At 51.4% G+C, this 22,061-nt stretch carries 20 protein-coding genes; 9 read left to right on the top strand and 11 right to left on the bottom strand.

The features are described from left to right. Positions 1–113 precede the first annotated feature (113 nt). The gene (slyA, locus tag ACMHLI_RS12800; RefSeq protein ID WP_413529811.1) at positions 114–548 is read left to right on the top strand and encodes a transcriptional regulator SlyA; all 435 of its coding nucleotides are present in this window, start codon (positions 114–116) and stop codon (positions 546–548) included. 126 nt (positions 549–674) lie between these two features. On the opposite strand, the gene ACMHLI_RS12795 is transcribed toward slyA, so the two are convergent. Further along, a complete protein-coding gene (locus ACMHLI_RS12795; protein ID WP_112168494.1) occupies positions 675–1,145 on the bottom strand; it encodes a glycine zipper 2TM domain-containing protein in 471 nt (156 codons plus the stop codon). A 396-nt stretch (positions 1,146–1,541) separates the two neighbouring features. On the opposite strand from ACMHLI_RS12795, the gene anmK reads away from it, so the two are divergent. The 5 genes from anmK (at position 1,542) to pdxY (ending at position 6,231) form a co-directional block, all read left to right on the top strand. Beyond that, entirely contained in the window at positions 1,542–2,660 is a 1,119-nt protein-coding gene (gene anmK / locus ACMHLI_RS12790; RefSeq protein ID WP_413529858.1) for an anhydro-N-acetylmuramic acid kinase, read from the top strand. Positions 2,661–2,744: 84 nt separating this feature from the next. After that, a complete protein-coding gene (locus ACMHLI_RS12785; RefSeq protein WP_413529810.1) occupies positions 2,745–3,059 on the top strand; it encodes an MliC family protein in 315 nt (104 codons plus the stop codon). A 104-nt stretch (positions 3,060–3,163) separates the two neighbouring features. Continuing rightward, complete coding sequence (pdxH, locus tag ACMHLI_RS12780; RefSeq protein WP_413529809.1) at positions 3,164–3,829, top strand: pyridoxamine 5'-phosphate oxidase; 666 nt, start codon at positions 3,164–3,166, stop codon at positions 3,827–3,829. A gap of 162 nt (positions 3,830–3,991) precedes the next feature. Continuing rightward, positions 3,992–5,266, top strand: a complete 1,275-nt coding sequence (tyrS, locus tag ACMHLI_RS12775) for a tyrosine--tRNA ligase (RefSeq protein WP_413529808.1) — start codon at positions 3,992–3,994, stop codon at positions 5,264–5,266. A gap of 104 nt (positions 5,267–5,370) precedes the next feature. After that, positions 5,371–6,231: a pyridoxal kinase PdxY gene (pdxY, locus tag ACMHLI_RS12770; RefSeq protein ID WP_413529807.1), complete on the top strand. Its 861-nt coding sequence runs from the start codon at positions 5,371–5,373 to the stop codon at positions 6,229–6,231. Between the two features lie 78 nt (positions 6,232–6,309). Here the strand turns inward: pdxY and gstA are convergent, their stop codons facing one another. The 4 genes from gstA to ACMHLI_RS12750 form a co-directional block, all read right to left on the bottom strand. Continuing rightward, positions 6,310–6,915, bottom strand: coding sequence for a glutathione transferase GstA (gstA, locus tag ACMHLI_RS12765; RefSeq protein WP_413529806.1), 606 nt, complete (start codon positions 6,913–6,915; stop codon positions 6,310–6,312). Positions 6,916–7,101: 186 nt separating this feature from the next. Further along, positions 7,102–7,968, bottom strand: a complete 867-nt coding sequence (dapA, locus tag ACMHLI_RS12760; protein WP_413529805.1) for a 4-hydroxy-tetrahydrodipicolinate synthase — start codon at positions 7,966–7,968, stop codon at positions 7,102–7,104. Positions 7,969–8,092: 124 nt separating this feature from the next. After that, positions 8,093–9,766, bottom strand: a complete 1,674-nt coding sequence (locus ACMHLI_RS12755; protein ID WP_413529804.1) for a putative bifunctional diguanylate cyclase/phosphodiesterase — start codon at positions 9,764–9,766, stop codon at positions 8,093–8,095. A gap of 346 nt (positions 9,767–10,112) precedes the next feature. Further along, positions 10,113–10,382 carry a hypothetical protein gene (locus ACMHLI_RS12750; RefSeq protein ID WP_112168502.1) on the bottom strand — a complete coding sequence of 90 codons (270 nt, stop codon included), beginning with the start codon at positions 10,380–10,382 and terminating at the stop codon, positions 10,113–10,115. Positions 10,383–10,552: 170 nt separating this feature from the next. Here ACMHLI_RS12750 and ACMHLI_RS12745 point away from each other — a divergent pair, with 170 nt between their 5' ends. Both ACMHLI_RS12745 and ACMHLI_RS12740 read left to right on the top strand, forming a co-directional pair. Continuing rightward, entirely contained in the window at positions 10,553–11,584 is a 1,032-nt protein-coding gene (locus tag ACMHLI_RS12745) for a helix-turn-helix domain-containing protein (RefSeq protein WP_413529803.1), read from the top strand. A 165-nt stretch (positions 11,585–11,749) separates the two neighbouring features. Next, the gene (locus tag ACMHLI_RS12740; protein WP_413529802.1) at positions 11,750–13,645 is read left to right on the top strand and encodes a diguanylate cyclase domain-containing protein; all 1,896 of its coding nucleotides are present in this window, start codon (positions 11,750–11,752) and stop codon (positions 13,643–13,645) included. 16 nt (positions 13,646–13,661) lie between these two features. On the opposite strand, the gene ACMHLI_RS12735 is transcribed toward ACMHLI_RS12740, so the two are convergent. The 6 genes from ACMHLI_RS12735 to sapC form a co-directional block, all read right to left on the bottom strand. Further along, on the bottom strand, positions 13,662–14,216 hold the full coding sequence (locus tag ACMHLI_RS12735) for a serine acetyltransferase (protein WP_413529801.1): 555 nt from the start codon (positions 14,214–14,216) through the stop codon (positions 13,662–13,664). A gap of 131 nt (positions 14,217–14,347) precedes the next feature. Beyond that, positions 14,348–15,859 (bottom strand): dipeptide/tripeptide permease DtpA, encoded by a 1,512-nt coding sequence (gene dtpA, locus ACMHLI_RS12730; RefSeq protein ID WP_413529800.1) that lies wholly within the window; start codon positions 15,857–15,859, stop codon positions 14,348–14,350. Positions 15,860–16,445: 586 nt separating this feature from the next. Beyond that, entirely contained in the window at positions 16,446–17,648 is a 1,203-nt protein-coding gene (locus ACMHLI_RS12725; RefSeq protein ID WP_413529799.1) for a CMD domain-containing protein, read from the bottom strand. A 235-nt stretch (positions 17,649–17,883) separates the two neighbouring features. Further along, positions 17,884–18,699: a putrescine export ABC transporter ATP-binding protein SapF gene (gene sapF, locus ACMHLI_RS12720; protein ID WP_413529798.1), complete on the bottom strand. Its 816-nt coding sequence runs from the start codon at positions 18,697–18,699 to the stop codon at positions 17,884–17,886. Continuing rightward, the gene (gene sapD, locus ACMHLI_RS12715) at positions 18,699–19,691 is read right to left on the bottom strand and encodes a putrescine export ABC transporter ATP-binding protein SapD (RefSeq protein WP_413529797.1); all 993 of its coding nucleotides are present in this window, start codon (positions 19,689–19,691) and stop codon (positions 18,699–18,701) included. The genes sapF and sapD overlap by 1 nt, the downstream gene beginning before the upstream one ends. Then, positions 19,691–20,581: a putrescine export ABC transporter permease SapC gene (gene sapC, locus ACMHLI_RS12710; RefSeq protein ID WP_112168510.1), complete on the bottom strand. Its 891-nt coding sequence runs from the start codon at positions 20,579–20,581 to the stop codon at positions 19,691–19,693. Before sapC ends, sapD begins: the two co-directional genes overlap by 1 nt. Positions 20,582–20,754: 173 nt before the next feature. Here sapC and ACMHLI_RS12705 point away from each other — a divergent pair, with 173 nt between their 5' ends. After that, on the top strand, positions 20,755–21,945 hold the full coding sequence (locus tag ACMHLI_RS12705; RefSeq protein ID WP_413529796.1) for a tyrosine-type recombinase/integrase: 1,191 nt from the start codon (positions 20,755–20,757) through the stop codon (positions 21,943–21,945). Positions 21,946–22,061 lie beyond the last annotated feature (116 nt).

Here is a 22,061-nt window from a genome sequence, read left to right as displayed (position 1 = left end):
TTACAGCAGTACCTATTATTATATACAGAATTGTAATTTCTCGATTAAAGTTCTTAAAACTAAGCTAAACTCTGGGGAGTTATCTTAGCATGCTAATTATAAGGAGGGGATAATTGGAATCGAATCTGGGGTCAGATCTAGCACGATTAGTTCGTGCCTGGCGTGCGTTGATTGATGAGCGGCTTAAGCCGTTAGAACTTACGCAAACTCATTGGGTAACATTGCATAATATCAACATGTTACCACCAGAACAGTCGCAAATTCAGCTGGCGAAAGCCATCGGTATTGAACAACCGTCTCTGGTCCGCACGCTGGATCAGCTAGAAGAAAAAAAGTTGATCACCCGGCAGACCTGCGCCAGCGATCGCCGTGCTAAACGCATTAAGCTCACCGAAGAATCCGCACCGATCATCCATAAAATGGAGACGGTAATTAACTCAACCCGCAAAGAAATTCTGTCCGGTATGTCAGCTGCAGAAATCGAACAACTTAGCGGAATGTTGTCACGGCTGGAAAAAAATATTGCTTCATTACAAAGCAAATCATAAGAAACAAAATTCTATTTACGTCACACAGCCTTGATTCAGCCCTGATTTCAAAAGGGTTATCCATAAAAAAACCGAAGCCATTGGCTTCGGTTTTTTGGTTTCTGGCTGCATTGCAGCTCAGAAGACTCAGGCGCCAGGAGACACCGTAATGGTGCTGCCACTGCTCGCCATGCTGACACGCTGGCCGACGCTAAATTTGGTAGGACCGGCTTTCTGAACCACCTGAATGGTTGTGCCGTCATCACGACGGATTTGCAGTTCTACACCGTTAGAACGGTTAAGGTTACTTTGTACACCCTGACCTGCAACGCCACCGGCTACTGCACCTGCAGCGGTCGCCAGACTACGACCGGTACCGCCACCGACGGTGTTCCCGAGGAAACCACCTAATACAGCACCGCCCAGCGCACCGATGATGTTGGAATCATCGCCACCCTGGATCTGCACCGCGCGGGTAGAAACGATGGTGCCGTATGTGACCTGCTGGATTTGTTTTGCCTGCGAAGATGAATACACATCGCCAGACAAAGAGTTATCGCTGACGCAACCAGCAAGGGAAACGCCGGCAAGTGCGACGACAAGTAAACGCTTAATCATAAATAGCTCCTTTAAGATGCTGCTGCACTTCTGACAGGGTAGCGACAACAACAGAGAAAAACCGGCACACAGTTCAACATCACTGTCGAGGCTGTCATTAACCATATTGACTTAACTGTCTTCGAGTATAACGAAGTTCTCTTCAACTAATAATAAACGCAGGTTTAAGTTTAAGACAGCTTTGTGTTAAATCAAAAACACCGCGGTTTAACATACTGAGTGCTTGTTTTTACAACACGGATAAATTTCAAAAGACGGTATCGTGAGATGAAAAACACGGAGTTATCACAGCGTGTGATAAAAATTCAGTAATTCATGGTGTTGTGATCTGAATTCGGCCTACTCTGTGAGATAGCCGGTCGGGATCTTTTTGCTGAGGAGTGAAGAATGTTATCTATGAAATCGGGTCGCTACATCGGGGTGATGTCTGGCACCAGCCTCGATGGCATTGATGTTGTGCTGGCTGCTATCGACGAACGTATGGTCGCACAGCAGGCAAGCTATTCGCACCCAATCCCCCTTGCGCTTAAAAACGCTGTGCTGGGGATGTGTCAGGGACAACAGGTGACGCTCGAGCAGGTCGGCGCGCTGGATACTCAGCTGGGCATTCTCTTTGGTGAGGCGGTGCTGGGTTTGCTAAAAAGCGCGGGCATTTCACCCGAAGAGGTGACGGCGATTGGCTGCCACGGTCAGACGGTCTGGCATCAGCCAAAAGGGGACACCACATTCTCGATGCAACTCGGTGATAACAATCGCATTGCGGCTATGACCGGGATTACGACCGTCGGCGATTTCCGCCGCCGTGATATGGCATGGGGCGGACAGGGCGCGCCGCTGGTGCCTGCATTTCATCAGGCCTTGCTGGCCGATCCGGCCGAGAGGCGGATGATCCTCAATATCGGCGGAATTGCCAATCTTTCCATGCTGCTGCCGGGACAGCCGGTACGCGGCTATGACACCGGACCCGGTAATATGCTGATGGATGCCTGGATCTCACGCCATCAAAATCAGCCTTACGACAAAGGTGCCCAATGGGCCAGTCAGGGGCGGGTGAATTTACGCCTGTTACAACAGATGCTTTCCGATCCTTACTTTGCTGAACCTGCGCCGAAAAGTACCGGGCGGGAATATTTCAATATGGCCTGGCTGGAAAAGCAGCTGGCGCGAGGCCCGGAAGTCTCCGGGGTGGATGTGCAGGCGACGTTGACCGAACTGACGTCCGTCAGCATCGCCGAACAGGTTCAACTGACCGGCGGGTGCGATCGTCTGATGGTCTGCGGCGGCGGTGCGCGTAACCCGCTGCTGATGGCGCGCTTGTCCGCAATGCTGCCTGGAACTGAGGTTTGCACCACCGACGCTTTTGGCATCAGCGGCGACGACATGGAAGCGCTGGCGTTTGCCTGGCTGGCTTTTCGTACCTTATCCGGCCAGTCTGGCAATCTGCCGTCAGTGACTGGGGCAAGTCGTGAAACTGTGCTCGGGGCTATTTATCCCGTGGTTTCCTCCCGCGCCTGATGTGTTCTCGGTTTTATCTCAATGTGCTGCGCCAGCGGGCGTGGTACATATCGGGGATAGACCAAAACACTCAGGGAGTACCAGATGAAAAAGGCGATTTTCGCTGCTTTAGCCGGGTTAACGCTGGCCGGATGTAGTCAGTTTCAACATCAGGCGGAAAGCCCGACGCAGGAATTACATTATCAATGTGGCACCTTGCCGCTGACCGTCACGCTCGATAAACCGTCACAGCAGGTGAGCATGGTGCTTGATGGCGAACAATTGAAACTGAAACAGGTGGAATCGGCGTCCGGCACCAAATACAGCGACAGCCACTACACCTTCTGGTCTAAAGGTAATCAGGCCTTCGTTCAGCGCGGTGATAATGTGATCATCGACGACTGCGTCCAAAAGTCTTAATAAAGCCTGTTTCCTTTCTAAAACCCCGCGTCAGGGACGTTGAGATCCTGACGCGGCGGGTGCACAATGCAGTTACCTTCCTGTTGATACGCAATTGAATCCATATGGCTGATAATAATGAATTTGATGTTGCCGACTCGCGTCGTGAATACACGCGTGGCGGGCTACGTCGCGCCGACCTGACCCCTGAACCGCTACCCTTATTTGAGCACTGGCTGAAACAGGCCTGTGAGGCAAAGCTGGCGGATCCTACGGCGATGGTGGTGGCGACAGTTGATGAGAACGGGCAGCCTTTCCAGCGAATTGTGTTACTCAAGCACTACGATGAAAAAGGGCTGGTGTTCTACACCAATCTGGGTAGCCGCAAAGCACAACAGCTGGCGCTGAATTCGCACATCAGCCTGCTGTTCCCGTGGCACATGTTGGATCGCCAGGTCATTGTACTCGGGCAGGCCGAACGTCTTTCCACGCTGGAAGTGATGAAATACTTCACCAGTCGCCCGAAAGACAGCCAGATCGGCGCGTGGGTGTCGCAGCAGTCCAGCCGGATTTCGGCGCGTGGCGTGCTGGAAAGCAAGTTCCTCGAACTGAAACAAAAGTTCAGCAAAGGCGAAGTGCCGCTGCCGAGTTTCTGGGGCGGATTCCGCGTGAAAGTGGAGTCGATGGAGTTCTGGCAGGGGGGCGAACACCGTCTGCACGATCGCTTCATTTATCAGCGGGATGCCGAAGAAAGCGAAACTGGCTGGAAAATAGACCGTCTCGCCCCCTGAACGAACAAAATGATGCGAATTCCTAGCGCTCGGGCGATGAGCGCTTTATTCTATGACGTCCCCCGTAAAGGTGAGAGAAAAGGCACATGCGCGGCATGATGCCGGACACGAATCTGCACACATTCAGTACATAATTCTTAGTACATATAAACGGAGTCTTTGATGGCGAGCAGCAACCTGATTAAACAACTGCAAGAGCGGGGCCTCGTTGCCCAGGTGACGGATGAAGAAGCGTTAGCAGAGCGACTGGCGCAAGGGCCAATTGCACTCTATTGCGGTTTCGATCCTACCGCAGACAGCTTGCATTTGGGTCATCTGGTGCCATTGCTTTGCCTGAAGCGTTTCCAGCTCAGCGGCCACAAACCTGTGGCTCTGGTGGGCGGCGCGACTGGCCTTATCGGCGACCCAAGTTTCAAAGCTACCGAACGTAAGCTCAATACCAATGAAACCGTAAACGAATGGGTTGAGAAAATCCGCCATCAGGTTTCGCCATTCCTTGATTTCAACTGTGGTGAAAACAGCGCCATTACCGCAAATAACTACGACTGGTTCGGCGGCATCAACGTGCTGACTTTCCTGCGTGATATCGGTAAACATTTCTCTGTTAACCAGATGATCAACAAAGAAGCGGTGAAACAGCGCCTGAATCGCGATGACAGCGGTATTTCCTTCACCGAGTTCTCTTACAATCTGTTGCAGGGTTACGACTTCTCCGAGCTGTACAGTCGCCATGAAGTCGTGCTGCAAATCGGAGGTTCCGACCAGTGGGGTAACATCACATCGGGTATAGATTTAACCCGTCGTATGCACCAGAAGCAGGTCTTCGGCCTCACTGTTCCGCTTATCACTAAAGCGGACGGCACCAAATTCGGTAAGACCGAAGGCGGCGCGGTCTGGCTGGATCCGAAGAAAACCAGCCCGTACAAATTCTACCAGTTCTGGATTAACACCGCTGACGCCGACGTTTACCGTTTCCTGAAGTTCTTCACCTTCATGAGCATTGAAGAGATCAATGCACTGGAAGAAGAAGACAAAAACAGCGGCAAAGCCCCGCGCGCACAGTATGTGCTGGCGGAAGAAGTCACCGGCATGGTGCACGGCGAAGAAGGTCTGGCCGCGGCGAAACGCATCACCCAGAGCCTGTTCTCCGGTTCCCTGAGCGAAATGACCGAAGTCGATTTCGGCCAGCTGGCGCAGGACGGCCTTGAGTTGTTCGAAGTACCGCGTGATACCGATCTGCAACAGGCGCTGGTCATCGCCGGTATGGCACCGTCCAAAGGACAGGCGCGTACCATGATTTCCTCAAACGCCGTTTCCGTTAATGGCGAAAAACAGACAGACACTGAATACAGCTTTGCTGACAGTGACCGACTGTTTGGCCGTTACACCTTGTTGCGTCGCGGTAAAAAGAACTACACCCTGCTGCTCTGGGCATAAGCTTTACGACCGGCATCAATGGGGGGCCTGATGGCCCCTCAATTTTGCCATGACAACTCAGTCATTCCGCCATCTTCCGATGACGTTGCTATCGGTAATTCCTCATGAAAAGCATTCTTTCGATTCAGTCACACACCGTTTTTGGTCACGCCGGTAACAGCGCGGCGGAATTTCCTATGCGTCGCATGGGCGCAAACGTTTGGCCTTTGAATACGGTTCAATTTTCTAACCATACGCAATATGGCCACTGGACCGGTTGCGTAATGCCAGCCAGCCATTTGACTGAAATCGCCCAGGGCATCGGTGACATTGATCGCCTGAAAGATTGTGACGCGGTGCTGAGTGGTTATATCGGCTCCCCTGAACAGGGCCAGAGTATTCTGGAGATTGTGCGTAGGGTGAAAGCGGCTAATCCGGATGCATGGTATTTTTGCGATCCGGTAATGGGCCATCCTGAAAAAGGCTGTATCGTTGCGCCGGGGGTGGCGGAGTTTCACTGCAATCAGGCCTTGATCAACTGTGACATTATTGCGCCAAATCTGCTGGAGCTGGAATTACTCAGCGGCCACGCGGTGGCAAGCGTCGAAGAGGCAGTAGCCACCGCGCGTGAGCTCATCGACAGAGGGCCGAAAATCGTGCTGGTGAAACATCTGAGTCGCGCTGGCTATCACAGTGACCGGTTTGAAATGCTGCTGGTGACGGCTGAAGAAGCCTGGCATATCGATCGTCCGCTGGTGGATTTTGGCGTGCGTCAGCCGGTCGGCGTGGGGGATCTGACCAGTGGTTTACTGCTGGTGAACTTGCTGAAAGGCGAAGCGCTGGATAAAGCCCTGGAACATGTGACGGCTGCGGTGTACGAGGTGATGTTGGCAACACACGCGATGGGCGAGTACGAACTGCAAATCGTCGCCGCACAGGACAAAATGGTTAATCCGGAACATCATTTCCCGGCCGTTAAGCTGTAATAAAAATCTTAACGCCTGAATACAAAAACGCCCCGCGCTGAATCAGCCGGGGCGTTTTTTTAATGCTTTTACGAAAACTTATTTCAGACCTTCAGCCGTCAGGGCAGCATCAACTGCCGGGCGTGCGGCCACGCGATCCAGATACGCATTCAAATCGGTCAGCGCGCTCAGATCGAATTTCAGAGCCTTAGCCCAACCCATCACGGTAAACAGATACGCATCTGCCACGCAAAAACGTGCCCCCAGCAGGAAATGATTTCCTTTCAGGGATTCATTCACGTAGGCGAATTTTTTGCTCAGTGCTTCGCGGGTGAGGGCTTTGAACTCTTCCGGCGTTTTCGGATTAAACAGCGGTGAGAAACCTTTGTGCAGTTCGGTGGCAATATAGTTCAGCCATTCCAGCGCATGATAACGGGCCGGTGTGCCAGGTTCCGGCATCAGCTGGCGGTCAGGTTTCTGATCGGCGATGTATTGCACAATCGCCACGCCTTCGGTCAGGATGCTGCCGTCGTTGAGCAAAAGCGTCGGGATCTGACCCTTTGGATTGACTGTCAGAAAATCGTCACCGGTCTCAGTTTTTTTGGTCGCTAAATCCACTTTCTCGATGCTGAAATCCAGATCGGCTTCGCGAAGAATAATATGCGGGGAAAGGGAACAGGCACCGGGCTTATAGTACAGTTTCATAATCACTCCATCTGATAAGTAATCAGGCCAACCCCGGGAACGCTCCGGTTCACGGGGCAGCGACAGGGCATAGACAAACTGCTTCTATCCTAGAACCGGCGGGAGTAAAAGTCAGTGTTTAAATTACGCCTGATAACAAAAAGTTACGGCGTGGCGGACGTTGTGCCGTTCGCCACAGCATCAGATTTAGCGTGAGTGCTGATTAAGATAGTCGCGGATCGCCGTTTCGACGTTTTCCGGTGCAGGTAACATTGGCGAACGTAGTTCGTTTGCCATCAGCCCGTCCAGCGACAGGGCAAACTTAATGGCTGCCGGATTGGGCGTGGAGAACATCAGGCGGATCATGGGCAACAGGGCGAAGAAAGTTTTGCGGGCGGCGATGAGATCGCCTTCTTTAAACTGTTTGATAAGCGCCACAAACTCTTCCGGAAAGATATGGGAAGAGGCCGCAATCGCCCCCGCGCCGCCCAGACTAAGCGTGGAGAAAATCTGTACATCTTCGCCGCACATGACATCCAGCTCACCGTCGGCAATCAGCGACAGCGTCAAATCAATGCTGCCGCCGCAATCCTTGACGGCGGTAATACGCGGGTGTTTTGCCAGCTGGCGCAGGGTATCGAGTTCCATCTGTACGCCGGTGCGGTAGGGAATGTTGTAGAGCATCACCGGCACGGAGGCGTTATCGGCAATTTCAGTGAACCAGGCTACCAGCGCTGGCTGAGAAGGGCGAATATAATACGGTGCAGGCACCAGAAAACCGGCGACCGGACGGCGGGAAATCGCATCCTGCATCTCACGGATCACCGGCATATGGGTGCCGGACAGCCCCATGATCACCTGATTTCCCGGTACGATTTCCAGTACCGCATCCAGTACCTGCAATTGTTCTTCTTTGGTCAGCATCGGTGCTTCACCGGTGGTACCGCAGACGACAACGCCGTCGACGCCCCGTTTGAGCATCCGGGTGCACAAAGATTTCAGTGCAGAAAAGTCGATCTCGCCCTGACGAAACGGCGTGACCAGTGGAACCCAGATACCTGAAAACGATGACATGTTGTATTTCCTTAAACGGCGTAATTGATCAGCCTCGGATCATGTCAGTAAAACAGGGACGAGCGCCAATTGAATGAATTAATAAGGTGTTTTGAGTTATTTATGGCGCTTATGAAAGACTGATTTAATTGCTGACTAAGATATCCATTTCGGCGCCTAACAGCGTTTTCAAAACCTCTACCGGCACCGGGCGTGAAAAAAGATACCCCTGAAGATGCGAGCAACCTGCTGATACTAAAAAGGATTTTTGTAGCTGATTTTCAACGCCTTCTGCAATGACGTTGAGATGCATTTTATTGCCGAGCTGAGAGACTGCGGTAACAATGGCGGCAGTATCGTTCACTTCTGTGACATACTGCACAAACGACCGGTCGATTTTCACGCTGTCTACTGAGATATCCTTGAGCAAACTGAGGCTGGAATACCCGGTACCGAAATCATCCAGTGAGATTTTAACCCCCAGTTTACGCAGTTCCATCAGATGACTGAGGCTGGTGGGGTTCGCATTCATCACCGACGTTTCGGTCAGTTCGAGTTCAAGGCGTGAAGTCGGGAAACCCTCTTCAGCCAGCAACGCCTGGATCCGCGCGCCAAAATCGGGTTCACCCAGTTGCACGGCCGAAACGTTGATCGCCAGATTGAGCTGATTGAATTGTTTTATATCCCGGCAAGCCTGACGCAGGACAATTTCACCCAGCTGAATGACCAGACCGGTCTCTTCGGCCAGCGCAATAAACTGCACCGGAGACACCGCGCCCAGCACACCGTGATTCCAGCGCGCCAGCGCTTCCACGCAGACCACTTTCTCATCGCGACTGCGCAGGATCGGTTGATACACGCAGGTCAAATCGCCTTCTTTGGATAACGATTCGGCCAGCGCTTTAACCATGATGCGTTTGCTGACCGTGCTGGCATCGAGTAATTCTGAATAAAACGAAAAAACATTTTTTCCGCGCTGCTTGGCTTCGAGAAGAGCGGTATTCCCGCGACGCATAATTTCACCGGCGGTAATATTTTCAGCGCCAAACATGACAATCCCAAAGGAAAGCGTGATGAGTGGGTTAGCGCGCGTCAGTGTAAAAGGTTGACGCATCATCACCAGTATTTCCAGCGCCAGATTATGCGTCATCTCACTGGTCGGGCTGTCGCGCAGAATAATAGAAAATTCATCACCGCCTATGCGCGAAACGATACCAGAGGTGCCCACTTCATTTCTCAAACGCTGACCAAATTCGCATAAAATAGCGTCTCCGGCCTGATACCCATAGGTGTCGTTAATGTAATTAAAATCATTCAGATTGAGTAAAAGCAGGGCGTAGGTTTCCGAACGATACATTCGTTGTGCGGCAATCTGGCTGAGTTCTTCATTTAATGCGGTGCGGTTTGGCAGGCCAGTTAATACATCATGGCGAGCCAGATAGCGGATCTGTGCCTCGGAATTTCGTAGCAGAGAAATATCCATGATCGAGGTGAGAATATAATGCCGTTGTTCGAGCGTAACGCGGGATTTCCTCACCAGCACATTGCGTCGTTTTCCGGCCGGGTCAATCATCGTTTCTTCATGAACAGTTTTTTCACCGGTTGTCAGTATTTCAATATCTCGCTCGCGCTGGCGTGCGGCCTGTTCAGGGTCTGTAAAGAAGGAGACGTCTTCACCAATCAGTTCTTCACGAGGCCGACCATAAAACTCGCTGGCTTTCTGATTAAGAAATACCAGCTTACGCAGATCGTCTTTTAATACTGTAGCTTCGGGAAGGGCATCGAGAACTGCCTGGCATATCGCAATATCAGTAAGCATGAGTGAAATACCCCGAGCAGAAAATGAAGGTGATGTGGCCCGGCCGTTCGGGCAATAACCCATCAGGTTTTTGCAATTATTACTCACAAATGGATCAGAATATTAAGGTTGTTTTTAAATTCTAAAATTCAATTGGTTATCATGTGCTAAGTAAAGTATTCAACATTTTATTCGGGTGAATAACGATCAATTAACCGCGAAGCGTTTTTTTCAGGACGATAACGTTATTTCCCCTGCCCGTCGTCGAAAAAATGAACGGTGGCTATAACATTTCGGAATTTCTTTATGATGTCAGGAAGGTTTTTGGCTAAAAGGGAAGGAAATCGGATGACAACGCCTGCTCGGACTAAAGATCTTTCTTTGTCCCGAACTTTTTATCCCACTCACGTCGGTATCCGCGTGATTGTTTACGGCCTTTCAGCCACAGAACGGTACAAACAATGCAAACTCCTGCGGAGAAGACAATGTTACGCATATCCTGATCGTAGAAAATCACCAGCACGCAGTCGAGCGCTGCCACGATGGCGAACCATTTATGCATATGAGACTGACGCCGGGTTTCGGCATTGATACGTTTTAACTGACGTCCTTCATCCAGGACTTTTCGTTTTTCCATCGGCTTTTCCTGGTGTGTTGGGCGAGTCATCGGGGTGAGGGTTGAAAACGTGCTAGTTAAGAATAGCAAATTGGGTGTCTCATTTCCTTATGGTTATTTTCACCGGGAGATTGATTTCGCAGCGGCGCGTAGCGTATCTTTTAGGAATTATCTTAATTCATGGTGATGAAATGAGCGACTCGTCTTCGCGAAAGATTGTTGATGGTGCCAACATTTATCAGGATTTCGAAACCCGTTTTTATGAATGGGAAGACGGGATGTCGAGCGCCGGTTTCAAACTGGAGCTGCCGGACAAAAACCGTGAAGAGTTTGACTGGGGCGTCACCGGTTATAACTTTGGCCGTGTGATTGGCGGCGTGTTGACGGTCAGCGAGCACGATATTAACCGTCAGTACGGTAACCTGTTCTCAATGCCCGATCATATCGTCATTTTTATCGTGATTATCGGCGGAATGGACTGCCTGTGTTTTGGCGAGCGTTTTCAGCTCTCACAGGGTGACATCCTGATCCAGGATATGTCGCAACCGATACAAATCCACGTTTATCCGGGTGATGTGAAACCGCGTCTCGGTACCTATCAGTACATCATTATGCCCAAGCACAGCCTGAATTTTAATGTGGATATCGCCTCGTTACACGGCAAGCGCGTTCCTGCGTCATCGCCGGTGAATATTATTTTACGCAATCACTTCGCGACCATGGTCCAGGTTTTTGATCAGATGACCGAGCAGGAAGTGCTTAGCACTGGCGAAGGTGCTGCATCGGTCTTCCTGCAAACGTTGCATCTGATCGCCGGTAAAAAAGTGGAGCATCCTTTTGAGCAAAGCGCACGGCTTGAACGTATCTGTCTGCACATTGAGAAGCATCTGAGCAAGCCGATCGGCATTGATGCACTGTGCAAACATTTTGCGATTTCCCGTTCGGGCCTGTATCGCTTGTTCGAACCGCTTGGCGGCATTGCGCAGTTTATCCGTAGCCGCCGCGTCCTGCTGGCGAAGCGTCTGTTGCGCACGTCTTCTCTGTCTGATCAAAGCCTGGCCGTGATTGCCCGTCAGTGCGGTTTAGAACTGAGCGTGCTGCGCCGGTATTTTCATGAGTTTTACGGAGCCACGCCGTCGGAGATGCGCGACCGCTTCCGTCGCGACGCCGAGGAATCGGGGCATCCTGGCGCTACGCATGTTAACTGGGTCAGTTCCCTTTAATGATTTGATTTCCCTCTCAATGTTTAAATATTGTTAACTAATTAGTTTTTTAATGATCTGTCACTATTCTGATTTTTGCCCGCAATGGGTGGAATCAGCGCCGTTTTTTCGGGTAAACGCAGTAGACTTGCTGAGTTGTCCAACGGTAATCATTGAGAGTCCATCATGTTAGTCCCTCAACAGGCAGTAGATGAACAGGCGCGTCTGACCATCCTGGCGTCTCTGGGCATACTGGATTCGCCCAGAATCGAGGAGATAGACCGCATCACCCGCATGGCTGCCCGGCAGTTTCAGGCTAAAGCGGTAGTGGTCTCACTGATTGACGCGGACCGTCAGTGGTTTTTGTCCCAGACTGGCCTGAATATTAATCAGTCTCCCCGCGATACCTCTTTTTGCGGCCACACCATTTTGGGATCCGGCCCGCTCATTGTCAGTGATGCCAGACTTGACCTGCGTTTCCACGATAATCCGCTGGTGGCGGGAGACCCTCATATCGTGTTTTACGCCGGTTGCGCGCTGTATTCGAAAGAAGGTGTGGCACTCGGATCTTTTTGTCTGCTTGACGATCAGCCGCGTGGATGGAGCGATGAAGATCAGCAGACATTGCTGGATATGACGGCGCTGGTGCAAAGCTACATCCTGCATCTGGAGAACCGTCAGTACACCGCCACCGTCGAAGACAATCTGGCCAAAAGTGAAGCCCTGTTTGAGCAAACTTTTGCGCATGCGGCGGTGGGGTTCTCCCTGGTGGCGCTCGACTGGCGCTGGCTGCGCATCAATCCGCAAGTCTGCAATATGCTTGGCTATGCTGAGTATCAGTTGCGCTCGTGTCTGCTGCACGACGTCACCCATGCCGACGATGTTTACGCTGAAAACATTCTTATTCCCCGCTTGCTCTCTGGCGAAATAAACAGCTTCAGTGTGGAAAAACTTCTGCAACGCGCCAATGGCAGCACGCTCTGGGTCACGCTCACCGCCTCGCTGGTGCGCAACGCCGCAGGCGAAGCACATCACTACATCGTGGTCATCAGCGATATTACCGAGCGTAAGCACATCGAACAGGCGCTGTATTCGCTTCAGGGGGATCTTGAGCGACGGGTCGCTGCGCGGACCATCGAACTACAGGTAGCAATGGACCAGCTGCATCAGGAAATTGCTCAGCGTCTGACGCGTGAGCGGGAACTCACCGAAAGTAAAAACCGTCTGCGCGCAATCACCGATAACATTCCCGCGCTAATCTGCCATGTGGATGCCAGTGAGCAGTACACCTTTGTGAATCACTTCCATGCCAACTGGTACGGTGTGGAAGAGGAAAAAGTCCGCGGGCAGCAGGTGCGCGATGTGGTGGGTTACGCGAGTTATCAGGTCATTCAGCCCTTTATCCGCCAGGTTTTACAGGGACAGACCGTCAGCTATGAAATTGAATTGCCTGCGGATTCAGGTCACGGGATGGGCGGCGTTTTACACACAACACTTATTCCCTGCGATGATGTGCGTAACGGCTATTACGGGCTCTCAACAGACATCACCGAGATAAAGAAACTTCAGGCTCAGCTGGAGTTCGAAGCTAACCATGATTCCCTGACCGGCCTGCCAAACCGCCGGGCATTTCAACAGTCTCTGATTTACGCTGCCAGACAACAAGAAAAGGCAGACAAAGATATCGCATTGCTCTTTTTGGATATTGATAATTTTAAAGCGTACAACGACACCTATGGGCACGAATTTGGCGATTTGGTTCTTAAATTTTTCGGGCACACCCTGCGCGACAATTTGCGTTCACAGGATATGGTCGCACGTTTGGCGGGCGATGAATTTACCGTATTACTGACTCATCTGGGCAACACTGAAACAGACGTAAGCCGTATCTGTATCGATCTGATAGGCGCGCTCGGTTCGGTGGAAAAAGTAGCCGGTATACCGGTGGCGCTGTCTGCGAGTATCGGCGTCGCCGTCGGGCGTGCGCGTCAGCCGCTGATGCCAGAAACCCTGATGGCCCGTGCAGATGCTGCGATGTACCGGGCTAAACAGGGTGGGAAGGGGCGCTATTATTTGGGGTGAGTGCGATACTGAAATATCAGGTTTCGATGATGATTTTAGTCGTTTTCTCGGTATAGCAAACTGCGTTTTCCGGGATGCTTTTATTGATATAAGACATCGCCCCAACAACGACATTGTTGCCGATAGTAATGTCGTTACCTATGATGCAGCAATTCGCGCCGATATCCACATTATCGCCAATGCACACGCTTGTGCCGCCGACATCCTCTTTGATTCCGATGGTGGTGTTTTGCCGGATCCGGACATTGTTTCCTATAACGCAATAGGGGTTAATCACAATGCCCGTGAAATGAGGCAGTCTGATTCCTTCTCCGATTTGCGCACCCAGCATAATTTCAATGCTGTACTTTTTGATAAGTGAAAAATTGATCTTACGTGCACGGCTTTTACAAAAATGGCTGTCGGTGGAATAGAGATAACTCGCAATCCGCCACCAAAAGATATACCGGTGATGAGGCTGTTTAATACACCTGACAATGATGCGTCGCCAGGAAAATGACTTTTTGTTTTTCAGTATATCCGCAGCCAGATAACGGGTGAGTTGTTCGTATTTGCTGTAATTCTGGCTCATCAGAAAAGACCCGGTTCGGTAAGTTTTAACTTACACAATCCTAACACAATGAACACATTTGCTAAATTACTCCAAAAAAAAACGCCTCCCGGAGGAGGCGTTCGTCAACCATGATCAAAAGCTCTCTGCGATTATTGCGCAGAAGACAGTTCAGGTTGTTTTTCGTCAGTGTCGCGATCGAGGGTCATGCGGTGCAATTTAGACGCGGTCACCAGCATCAGCAGGGCAATCACAGCGGTCGCAATACCAATCTGCAGGAAAACGTGGCTATAAATCGCCAGAGACGCGTGGGCATCTTCGATATCCGCCGGAACGGCGGTCAGGTTCGCTACGTAGCCTGCGATAATTGCCGCAGCAGCGGTTGTCAGGAACCATGCGCCCATGATGAAGCCCATCAGACGTTGCGGAACCAGCTGTGCCACCATCGCCAGACCCAGACCAGAAATCATCAGCTCACCGATACTTTGCAACGCATAACTCAGTACCAGCCAGTTAACGGAGACGATACCGTGTTCGTTAGCGAGGCTTGCACCCCACGGCAGCACCAGGAATGCACCGGAACATAACACCATACCGATCGCAAACTTGTGCGGCATTGGCATACGGTCACCGACTTTGGTGTAAACCGCGGCCAGCAGCGGGCTGGCAACCATGATCCAGAACGGGTTCAGTGCCTGGAACTGCTCTGGCTGGAAGCTGATACCCAGCAGATCGTGACCCACATTATGGATCGCGAAGAAGTTCAGGGAAGTTGGCATTTGGCTGTACAGAACGAAGAATACAACGGCTTCCATCATCAGCAGGAAGGCCACAATCATCTTACGACGTGCAATTCCTTTCATCGCGAAAGTTTCTTTCGCAAAGACAATGATGATACCCACAGAAACCAAAGCCAGAACCATACGTGCGATGGTTTGGTTATGCAGCAGCCAGCTGGAAATGAACACCAGCGCCACAACGCCGACCAATACCATCAGCAGCTTCTGGAATTGCAACGGTTCGAAGTCCGGTTTTGAACCCTGACGTTTTACCCATTTGCGGCAGAACATGAAGTTCACGATAGTGATCAGCATACCGACGACGCTCAGAGAGAACGCGACGCTCCAGCCGTACTTCGCGGCTAACCACGGGGTGGCAAGCATGGAGAAGAACGAACCGATGTTAACTGACATGTAATACATGGTGAATGCGCCATCAAGACGCGGGTCATCTTTTTCGTAGCAGGTAGAAAGCAATGAGGATGGATTTGCTTTAAACAGACCGCTACCAACGGCGATGGTCGCCATACCCAGATAAACCCAGAAAACTTCGTGGTTGGAATACGCAACGAAGGAATAACCCAGCGCCAGCACAATCGCACCCAGCACGATCACGCGTTTGGAACCCAGCACTTTATCACCCAACCAGCCACCGATAGCCACGAAGCCGTAGACCAGCGCACTGAAGGATGAGAACAGGGTGATCGATTCGGCTTCACTTAGGCCAAGTTGCTTGACCAGGTAAACCGCCATGATCCCTTGCAGGCCGTAATAACCAAAACGTTCCCAAAGTTCGATGGAGAAAATCAGGTAAAACGCTTTTGGCTGTTTGAAGGCGTTCAGACTCACGCTTTCGTTGTTAGGTGTTTTGTTTGCAGTTGACACTCGTACCTCTGTTTATTCCTTCCGGCCGTATGGCGGAAACGCATAAGTGGCGCGAATTAAGCACCCTTTGCATTGTTATAAGATGGGATGACGGCAGGTAATGTTCACTATCTTCGTAAATGAGGCAAGGAGTTTGACATATTCGGTTACATATAACTTTTCCGTCCTGATTAAACTGTGTTCGAAATGTTATGCAGAATTAACGTTTATGTTTTTGAAATAGGCAATGCGAATATGTTGTATGAATAATCATCTCTAAATGCATATGTGTTTTGTTTTTTCAGAGGGTTTAAAGGTGGCTGCATTCACTCATTACCATTGAATATGCAGTGAATAAATCTGCTTATGCGTGTCTGTGCGTTACTTTATCCACAAAAGACAGGATGGTGAAGGACGGTGGAAAACGATAAATAGCGTAATGTGATCTGCTTCTGGTTTTAACACTAAATTTCCGATTGAAAATAAGATTAGTACGACTTAGAGCGGTTAAACGGTGGGGGCATTTACAATTGAAGTCTCAGGCAGGGGAAAATCCTGCCGGAGTTGAAGATTAAAGCATCAGTGAGAAAGTATGGAAATTAGCCGATCATTGACTCAATGTATCGCCCAGCGTTTGGATCAGACGATTCGACCAGCTAAACAACGCGGCCGTCAGCAAAATATCCAGAGATTGCGTGGCAGTGTAACCCGCGTCAGATAGCCCGTGCAGCAGCCGCGCATCAAAACGCTCCGGAGTACGGGTCAGGGCAATCACGCTTTCCAGCAAGGCCGCTTCTGCGCTGCCGGCCTGTTTCTGCGAAACTGCATCAACCACGTCATCACGATAAGTGGCTTCAAACAGCTGTTCGATTAATTCCGCACGGCCTTCAGCTTCCAGATACAACCGGCCGTGGATCCCCGCGCAGTACAAACACCCATTAAGCTCTGAAGTGGCCACCGCCGCAAGTTCGCGCCACGCGGCTTTCGGGCGCTCGCCCGCCTGCATAACGTTGTTAAATACGGCGGAGAATTCGCTCAGTGCATCTGCGTTGTGTACCAGCAAGGTATAGAAAGAAGAAGAGCGGGCGTCCGGTGCAATCAAATCCAGCACATCCTGCTGATGCTGACTGGCACTTTCGGGAGCGACTTCCGGGAGCCGCGAGGACCATTGCAACATCGCCAGAGAATACCCTTTCTGCTCGCAACCTTCCGGAGAAGGGAAGCCCGGCAATACCGCTGCCGCCCGGCCGCGAAGTCCGTTCAAAATTGCCAGTACGCGTGCCTGATAACTCACAAAACCGATCAGCTGAGTAAAGGTCACAATGTCCTGTGTGCTCAGGCCGACGTCATTGAGCTGGCTCAGCATAGGTGCAGTAATTAAGGTCGGCTGGGTTGCGAGTAATCTGGCGAACTGAGTTATATGGGTCTGGCGGATGTTGCTTTCACGGGAGGCGTCAGGACTGGAGAGCGGGGCGAGGCGTGCGGCGTAATGGCTACAAAGTGGCTGTACGCCGCTAACCTGCGCGACGGTCAGCGCGCTGCTCAGCCGGTCATATAGAGATAATGTCTCGGTGCGGGAAACCTTCAAACTGTCGGGAAAAAGCACGTCGTAACAGGCGCGGGAGGCATTAAGTAATCCCTGACGCTCATGGAAAAGCGAACGCAGCGTCGGGTCGAGTTGTGCATCTTGCCCGAGCAGAAAGCGATCCTGTGCCAACGCAGCATGCGGATTTAGCGGCAGATGACCCTGCTGGCTGCATTGAGTTTCGTGATACCAGCCGCTGTGCGCGGCCTTGCGTTGTTGTTCCATGATCGGGTCCTTTGCTTCAGGCCTGATACCTCAGGCAAATTTACAGACCCTATCGTTGCTTATCCTTGTGTCGAGATAAAATAATGTTAAGCGATAAATCATAGCGAAATGGAATAGAAAGCCGTAGAAATAACAGTCGATTCTATTAATGACGACAATTTATACCGTGATTGTCAAAAAAAGCGGCATCAGTTGCCTGATACCGCTTTATTCAGAAACTGCTTATCGCCTGTTCTCAGCGACCGTTACCATCGCGCCGCCAGGCATCTGCGGTCAGCGCCTCACCGAAGTGACTGGAGATCAGTCGTTTGGTGAGGTCATGCAGCGGGGCAGCCAGTACTTCGGCAGTATTACCGCGCTCAACCACTTCACCTTCATGCATTACCAGCACCTGATCGCTGATATGTTTCATCATGCCGAGGTGTTGTGTCACATAGATGTACGAAATTCCCTGCTTTTCCTGCAACTCGAGCATCATATTAATCACCTGTGAGCGCATCGACATATCCAGCGACGCCAGCGCTTCATCGGCAACAATCACTTTCGGTTGCAGGATTAGCGCGCGGGCGAGGGCGACGCTTTGCTTTTGCCCGGAGGCGAGCATATGCGGATAGTAGTTGGCGTGATCGGGCAACATGCCCACCAGACGTAACGTCTGGTTAATACGCTGCTCTCGCTGCTGGGCATCCATTTCACTGTTCAGACGCAACGGGGCTTCCAGCAACTGGCCGATTCGCTGGCGCGGATTGAGCGAGGTGCTCGGATCCTGAAAAATCATGCGGATCTGCTGGCTGCGAAAACGATAGTCGCGAAACGCCAGCGGATGATCGTCAATCAGGATTTCACCGCCGCTGGGTTCCACCATACCTGACAGCATTTTCGCCAGCGTGGATTTTCCTGAACCATTTTCGCCGATGATCGCCAGCGTCTGTTTTTCCCTCAGCGTGAAGCTGACGGGTTTAACCGCTTCAAGATTCATTTTGCGGAACAACCCGGTGCGATAACGGAACGTTTTGCTCAGGTCACGAACTTCGAGCAAGGTTTGAGCCATTATTGTTCCTCCATATTCAGCGGGAAGTGACAGGCATAGGCGTGGGTTTTCGCCAGACGCAGGCTCGGTGTCTCAATACATTTTTTCTGAGCATAAGGGCAGCGTGGCCCAAGACGGCAGCCGATCGGCAAATGTTCCAGCGAAGGGATAGCGCCGGGCAGTGTGTTCAGCCGGCTTTTGTGCGGCAGAGAACGGCCAAAATCTGGCATCGCGCGAATTAACGCCTGCGTGTAGGGATGATGGGGAGTCGCGAGCAGATCTTCGCAGGTCGCACTCTCGACCGTCTGCCCGCAGTACAACACGTTGATACGGTTCGCCCACTTGCTCATCATTTGCAGGTCGTGGCTGATCAATAAAATCGTGGTGTTATTGTTCTGATTAAGGCGCGCGAGCAGGCGGAAAATTTGCGCCTGCGTGGTCGGTTCCATGGCGTTGGTAGGCTCATCGGCAATCAGCAGGCGCGGCTGATTGGCCAGCGCAATGGCGATCATTACTTTCTGGCATTCGCCTTCGGTCAGTTCATACGGATAACTGGCCATAATGTCTTTGTGATCTTTAATGCCAACGCGGTGCAGCAGCTCGATGGCACGATATTTGCGCCAGCGGAAACGCTGATACCAGCGACCTTTATAGGTCCAGCCGGGGATCGCCTGACTCAGCTGTCGCCCGATGTTCTCTGAAGGATCCAGACAGGACTGAGGTTCCTGAAAAATCATCGACACGTTCTGGCCGACCAGCTTGCGGCGTTCGCTCGGGGTCAGTTGCAACAGATCGATATCGTCAAAGCGCATCCGGTCAGCGGTAACGCGCCAGTTATCTTTAGTCACGCCGCAGATGGCCTTGGCGATCAGACTTTTTCCCGAACCGGATTCGCCCACCAGCCCGCGAATTTCACCGGCGTTGAGCGTCATGCTGACGCGATCTACCGCTTTAACAGGGCCCTCGGAGGTCATAAATTCGATGGTCAGATTGCGGATGTCAAGTAACGGCATTATTCCACCCCCGCATTGATCGCCCGACGCACACCGTCACCCAGCAGGTTGATCAGCAGTACGCTGATAAGGATCGCGGCGCCCGGCAGCATCACCGTCCACGGCGCGACATACACCAGCTCCAGCGAATCTCCGAGCATGGCGCCCCATTCCGGAGACGGCAGTTGCGCACCCAAATCAAGGAAGCCGAGCGCGGCGATATCCAGAATGGCCATCGACAGCGCGCGGGTAAACTCGGTTGCCAGCACCGCGACGATATTCGGTAAAACCGCGTAACGCAGGATTTGCCAGGTCGAGGCACCGTCCAGACGCACGGCGACGACGTATTCTTTTTCCAGCTCGTCGTGTACCGCGCTGTAAATGGTGCGTGAAATGCGTGGCAGCAGCGCCAGCCACACGGCCAGCATCGCGTGCTCGAGTTTTGGGCCCAGAAAAGCCACCACCACAATGGCCAGTAGCAGGGAAGGGATCGATAACAGCGTATCGAGCACGTGATTGAGAATGGCCGATTTTAGCCCGCGCGAAATCCCGGCAAGCACGCCGATAATTACGCCGCACAGCGACGCCGCAAGCGTAATCACCAGCGCACCACCGATGGTCGGCGCCGCGCCGGTCAGTATTCTGCTCAGCAGATCACGGCCCAGATCGTCAGTGCCCAGAAAGAAGCCGACATTCCCGTATCGCGACCACGAAGGCGGTAACAGCTGATACCCTAAAAATTGCTGATCCAGTGCATACGGCGCCAACAAATGGCCGAAAACACACAGAAACAGCAACCCGATGACGCCGTAGAAACCGATCATCGACAGCGTGTCACGATAGAAAATCCCCCACGTGTGGCGCAGCGGGCTGGGAACCTGTTTTTCGCGGTATACGTTATCGAAGGGCATATGCTTCTACTTGAGTTCTTTTGATTGTGGTTTCTGTTGATTTACTTTCATTAATCATATCATTGCCTTAGGTCTCATTCATGCTTTGTTCTGCTTTATCATGCTTTAGTTTGTGTGGCTTCAATTTATGACTTTTGTGTACACTCTTGTGTATATGAAAAGGAGTGTACACATTGCTTACAGATACCAAACTTAGAAAGTCACTTGGAAAGCGCCGAGACAAAGTAGAGGTAATTTCTGATGCGCATGGACTGAACGTTAGGCTTTCAATTTCCGGCGCAATAACCTTCTTTTATCGCTACCGCTGGGATGATAAGCCCGTACAGCTAAGCATAGGTGATTATCCTTCTATAACACTGTCGCAGGCAAGGGAACGTAGACAGCAATTTCGCGCTTGGATTACTGAAGGTTACGATCCCCGCCGCCAGGTTAAGTTGGAGAGACAACAAAAAACCGAAGCTCTCACTGTTGAAGAGGCATTTACCTACTGGGAGACCTATTACTGCAAACCGGAAGGGATTGTCAAAATAAAGGTAAATCGCCAAAATTTCGAGAACCATGTCAAACCTGTCCTTGGAAATATGATAGTCAATCAGACAACCAAATCACACTGGCTCAGTTTGTTTGATCAGATGGGAAGACGAGTGGTGACAGGTGATGTGCTGGGTTTAATGCAGAGGGCTTTCCGATTCTGCTCGAACCGAGACGTTATAGAGAGCAACCCGCTTGAATCGTTAAAGCGTTCAGACGTAGGTTTAACGGCGGCTATGAAGGACAGAAAACTATCAGACGATGAAATTAAGGTCCTCTGGTATGCATTGGAAGGAATGCCCGCATCGCAGCAGTTAGTTATTCGTTTTCTTCTAATGACAGGCTGCAGGACCACTGAGATAAGAACAGCTAAATGGGAATGGTTTGACTACAAAGAAAAGACCTGGACGATCCCTGCTGACGATTACAAAACAGGTAAAACCGTTCGCCGGGCTTTGCCGGACAGCGCGATTTTCCTGTTGAAACAGCATCAAAACTGGTCAGTCACTAAGCATGTTCTGACGCCACCTCATTTTAAAAATCGAGAAGATAAGCCGCCTTCACAACCAAGAGTTGCCGCTTACTCTGCGCAGGTGATCAAAAAGACAGGCATGAAGAACTGGTCTCTTCATGATTTGAGGAGAACGGTTGCGACACGCCTTTCAGAACTCGGCGCGCCGCCCCATGTTATAGAGAAACTACTCGGCCACCAGATGGGGGGCGTTATGGCTCGTTATAACCTTCACGACTATTTGCCAGATCAGCATCAGTGGCTGAAGGTTTGGCTTGAGCACTTGGAGAAGGTTGTTGGTCAACCGTTAACGCCGCATTAACTTCATCCTCCCACTTTAGCAACTCAGATTTTCTCCAGCGCTTCGGACTGCCGCCAATAGTTGGTAGCGGAAAGGGGCGCTGAAAGCTGGCTGGCATTCTTGCTGGAGTGCTCCAG

Origin of the sequence: Rahnella inusitata, assembly GCF_965118895.1 — a bacterium.
Taxonomy (GTDB): Bacteria; Pseudomonadota; Gammaproteobacteria; order Enterobacterales; family Enterobacteriaceae; genus Rahnella; species Rahnella inusitata_A.
The sequence above is the reverse complement of the archived record's forward strand: the minus strand, read 5'-3'. Positions and strand labels throughout refer to the sequence as shown.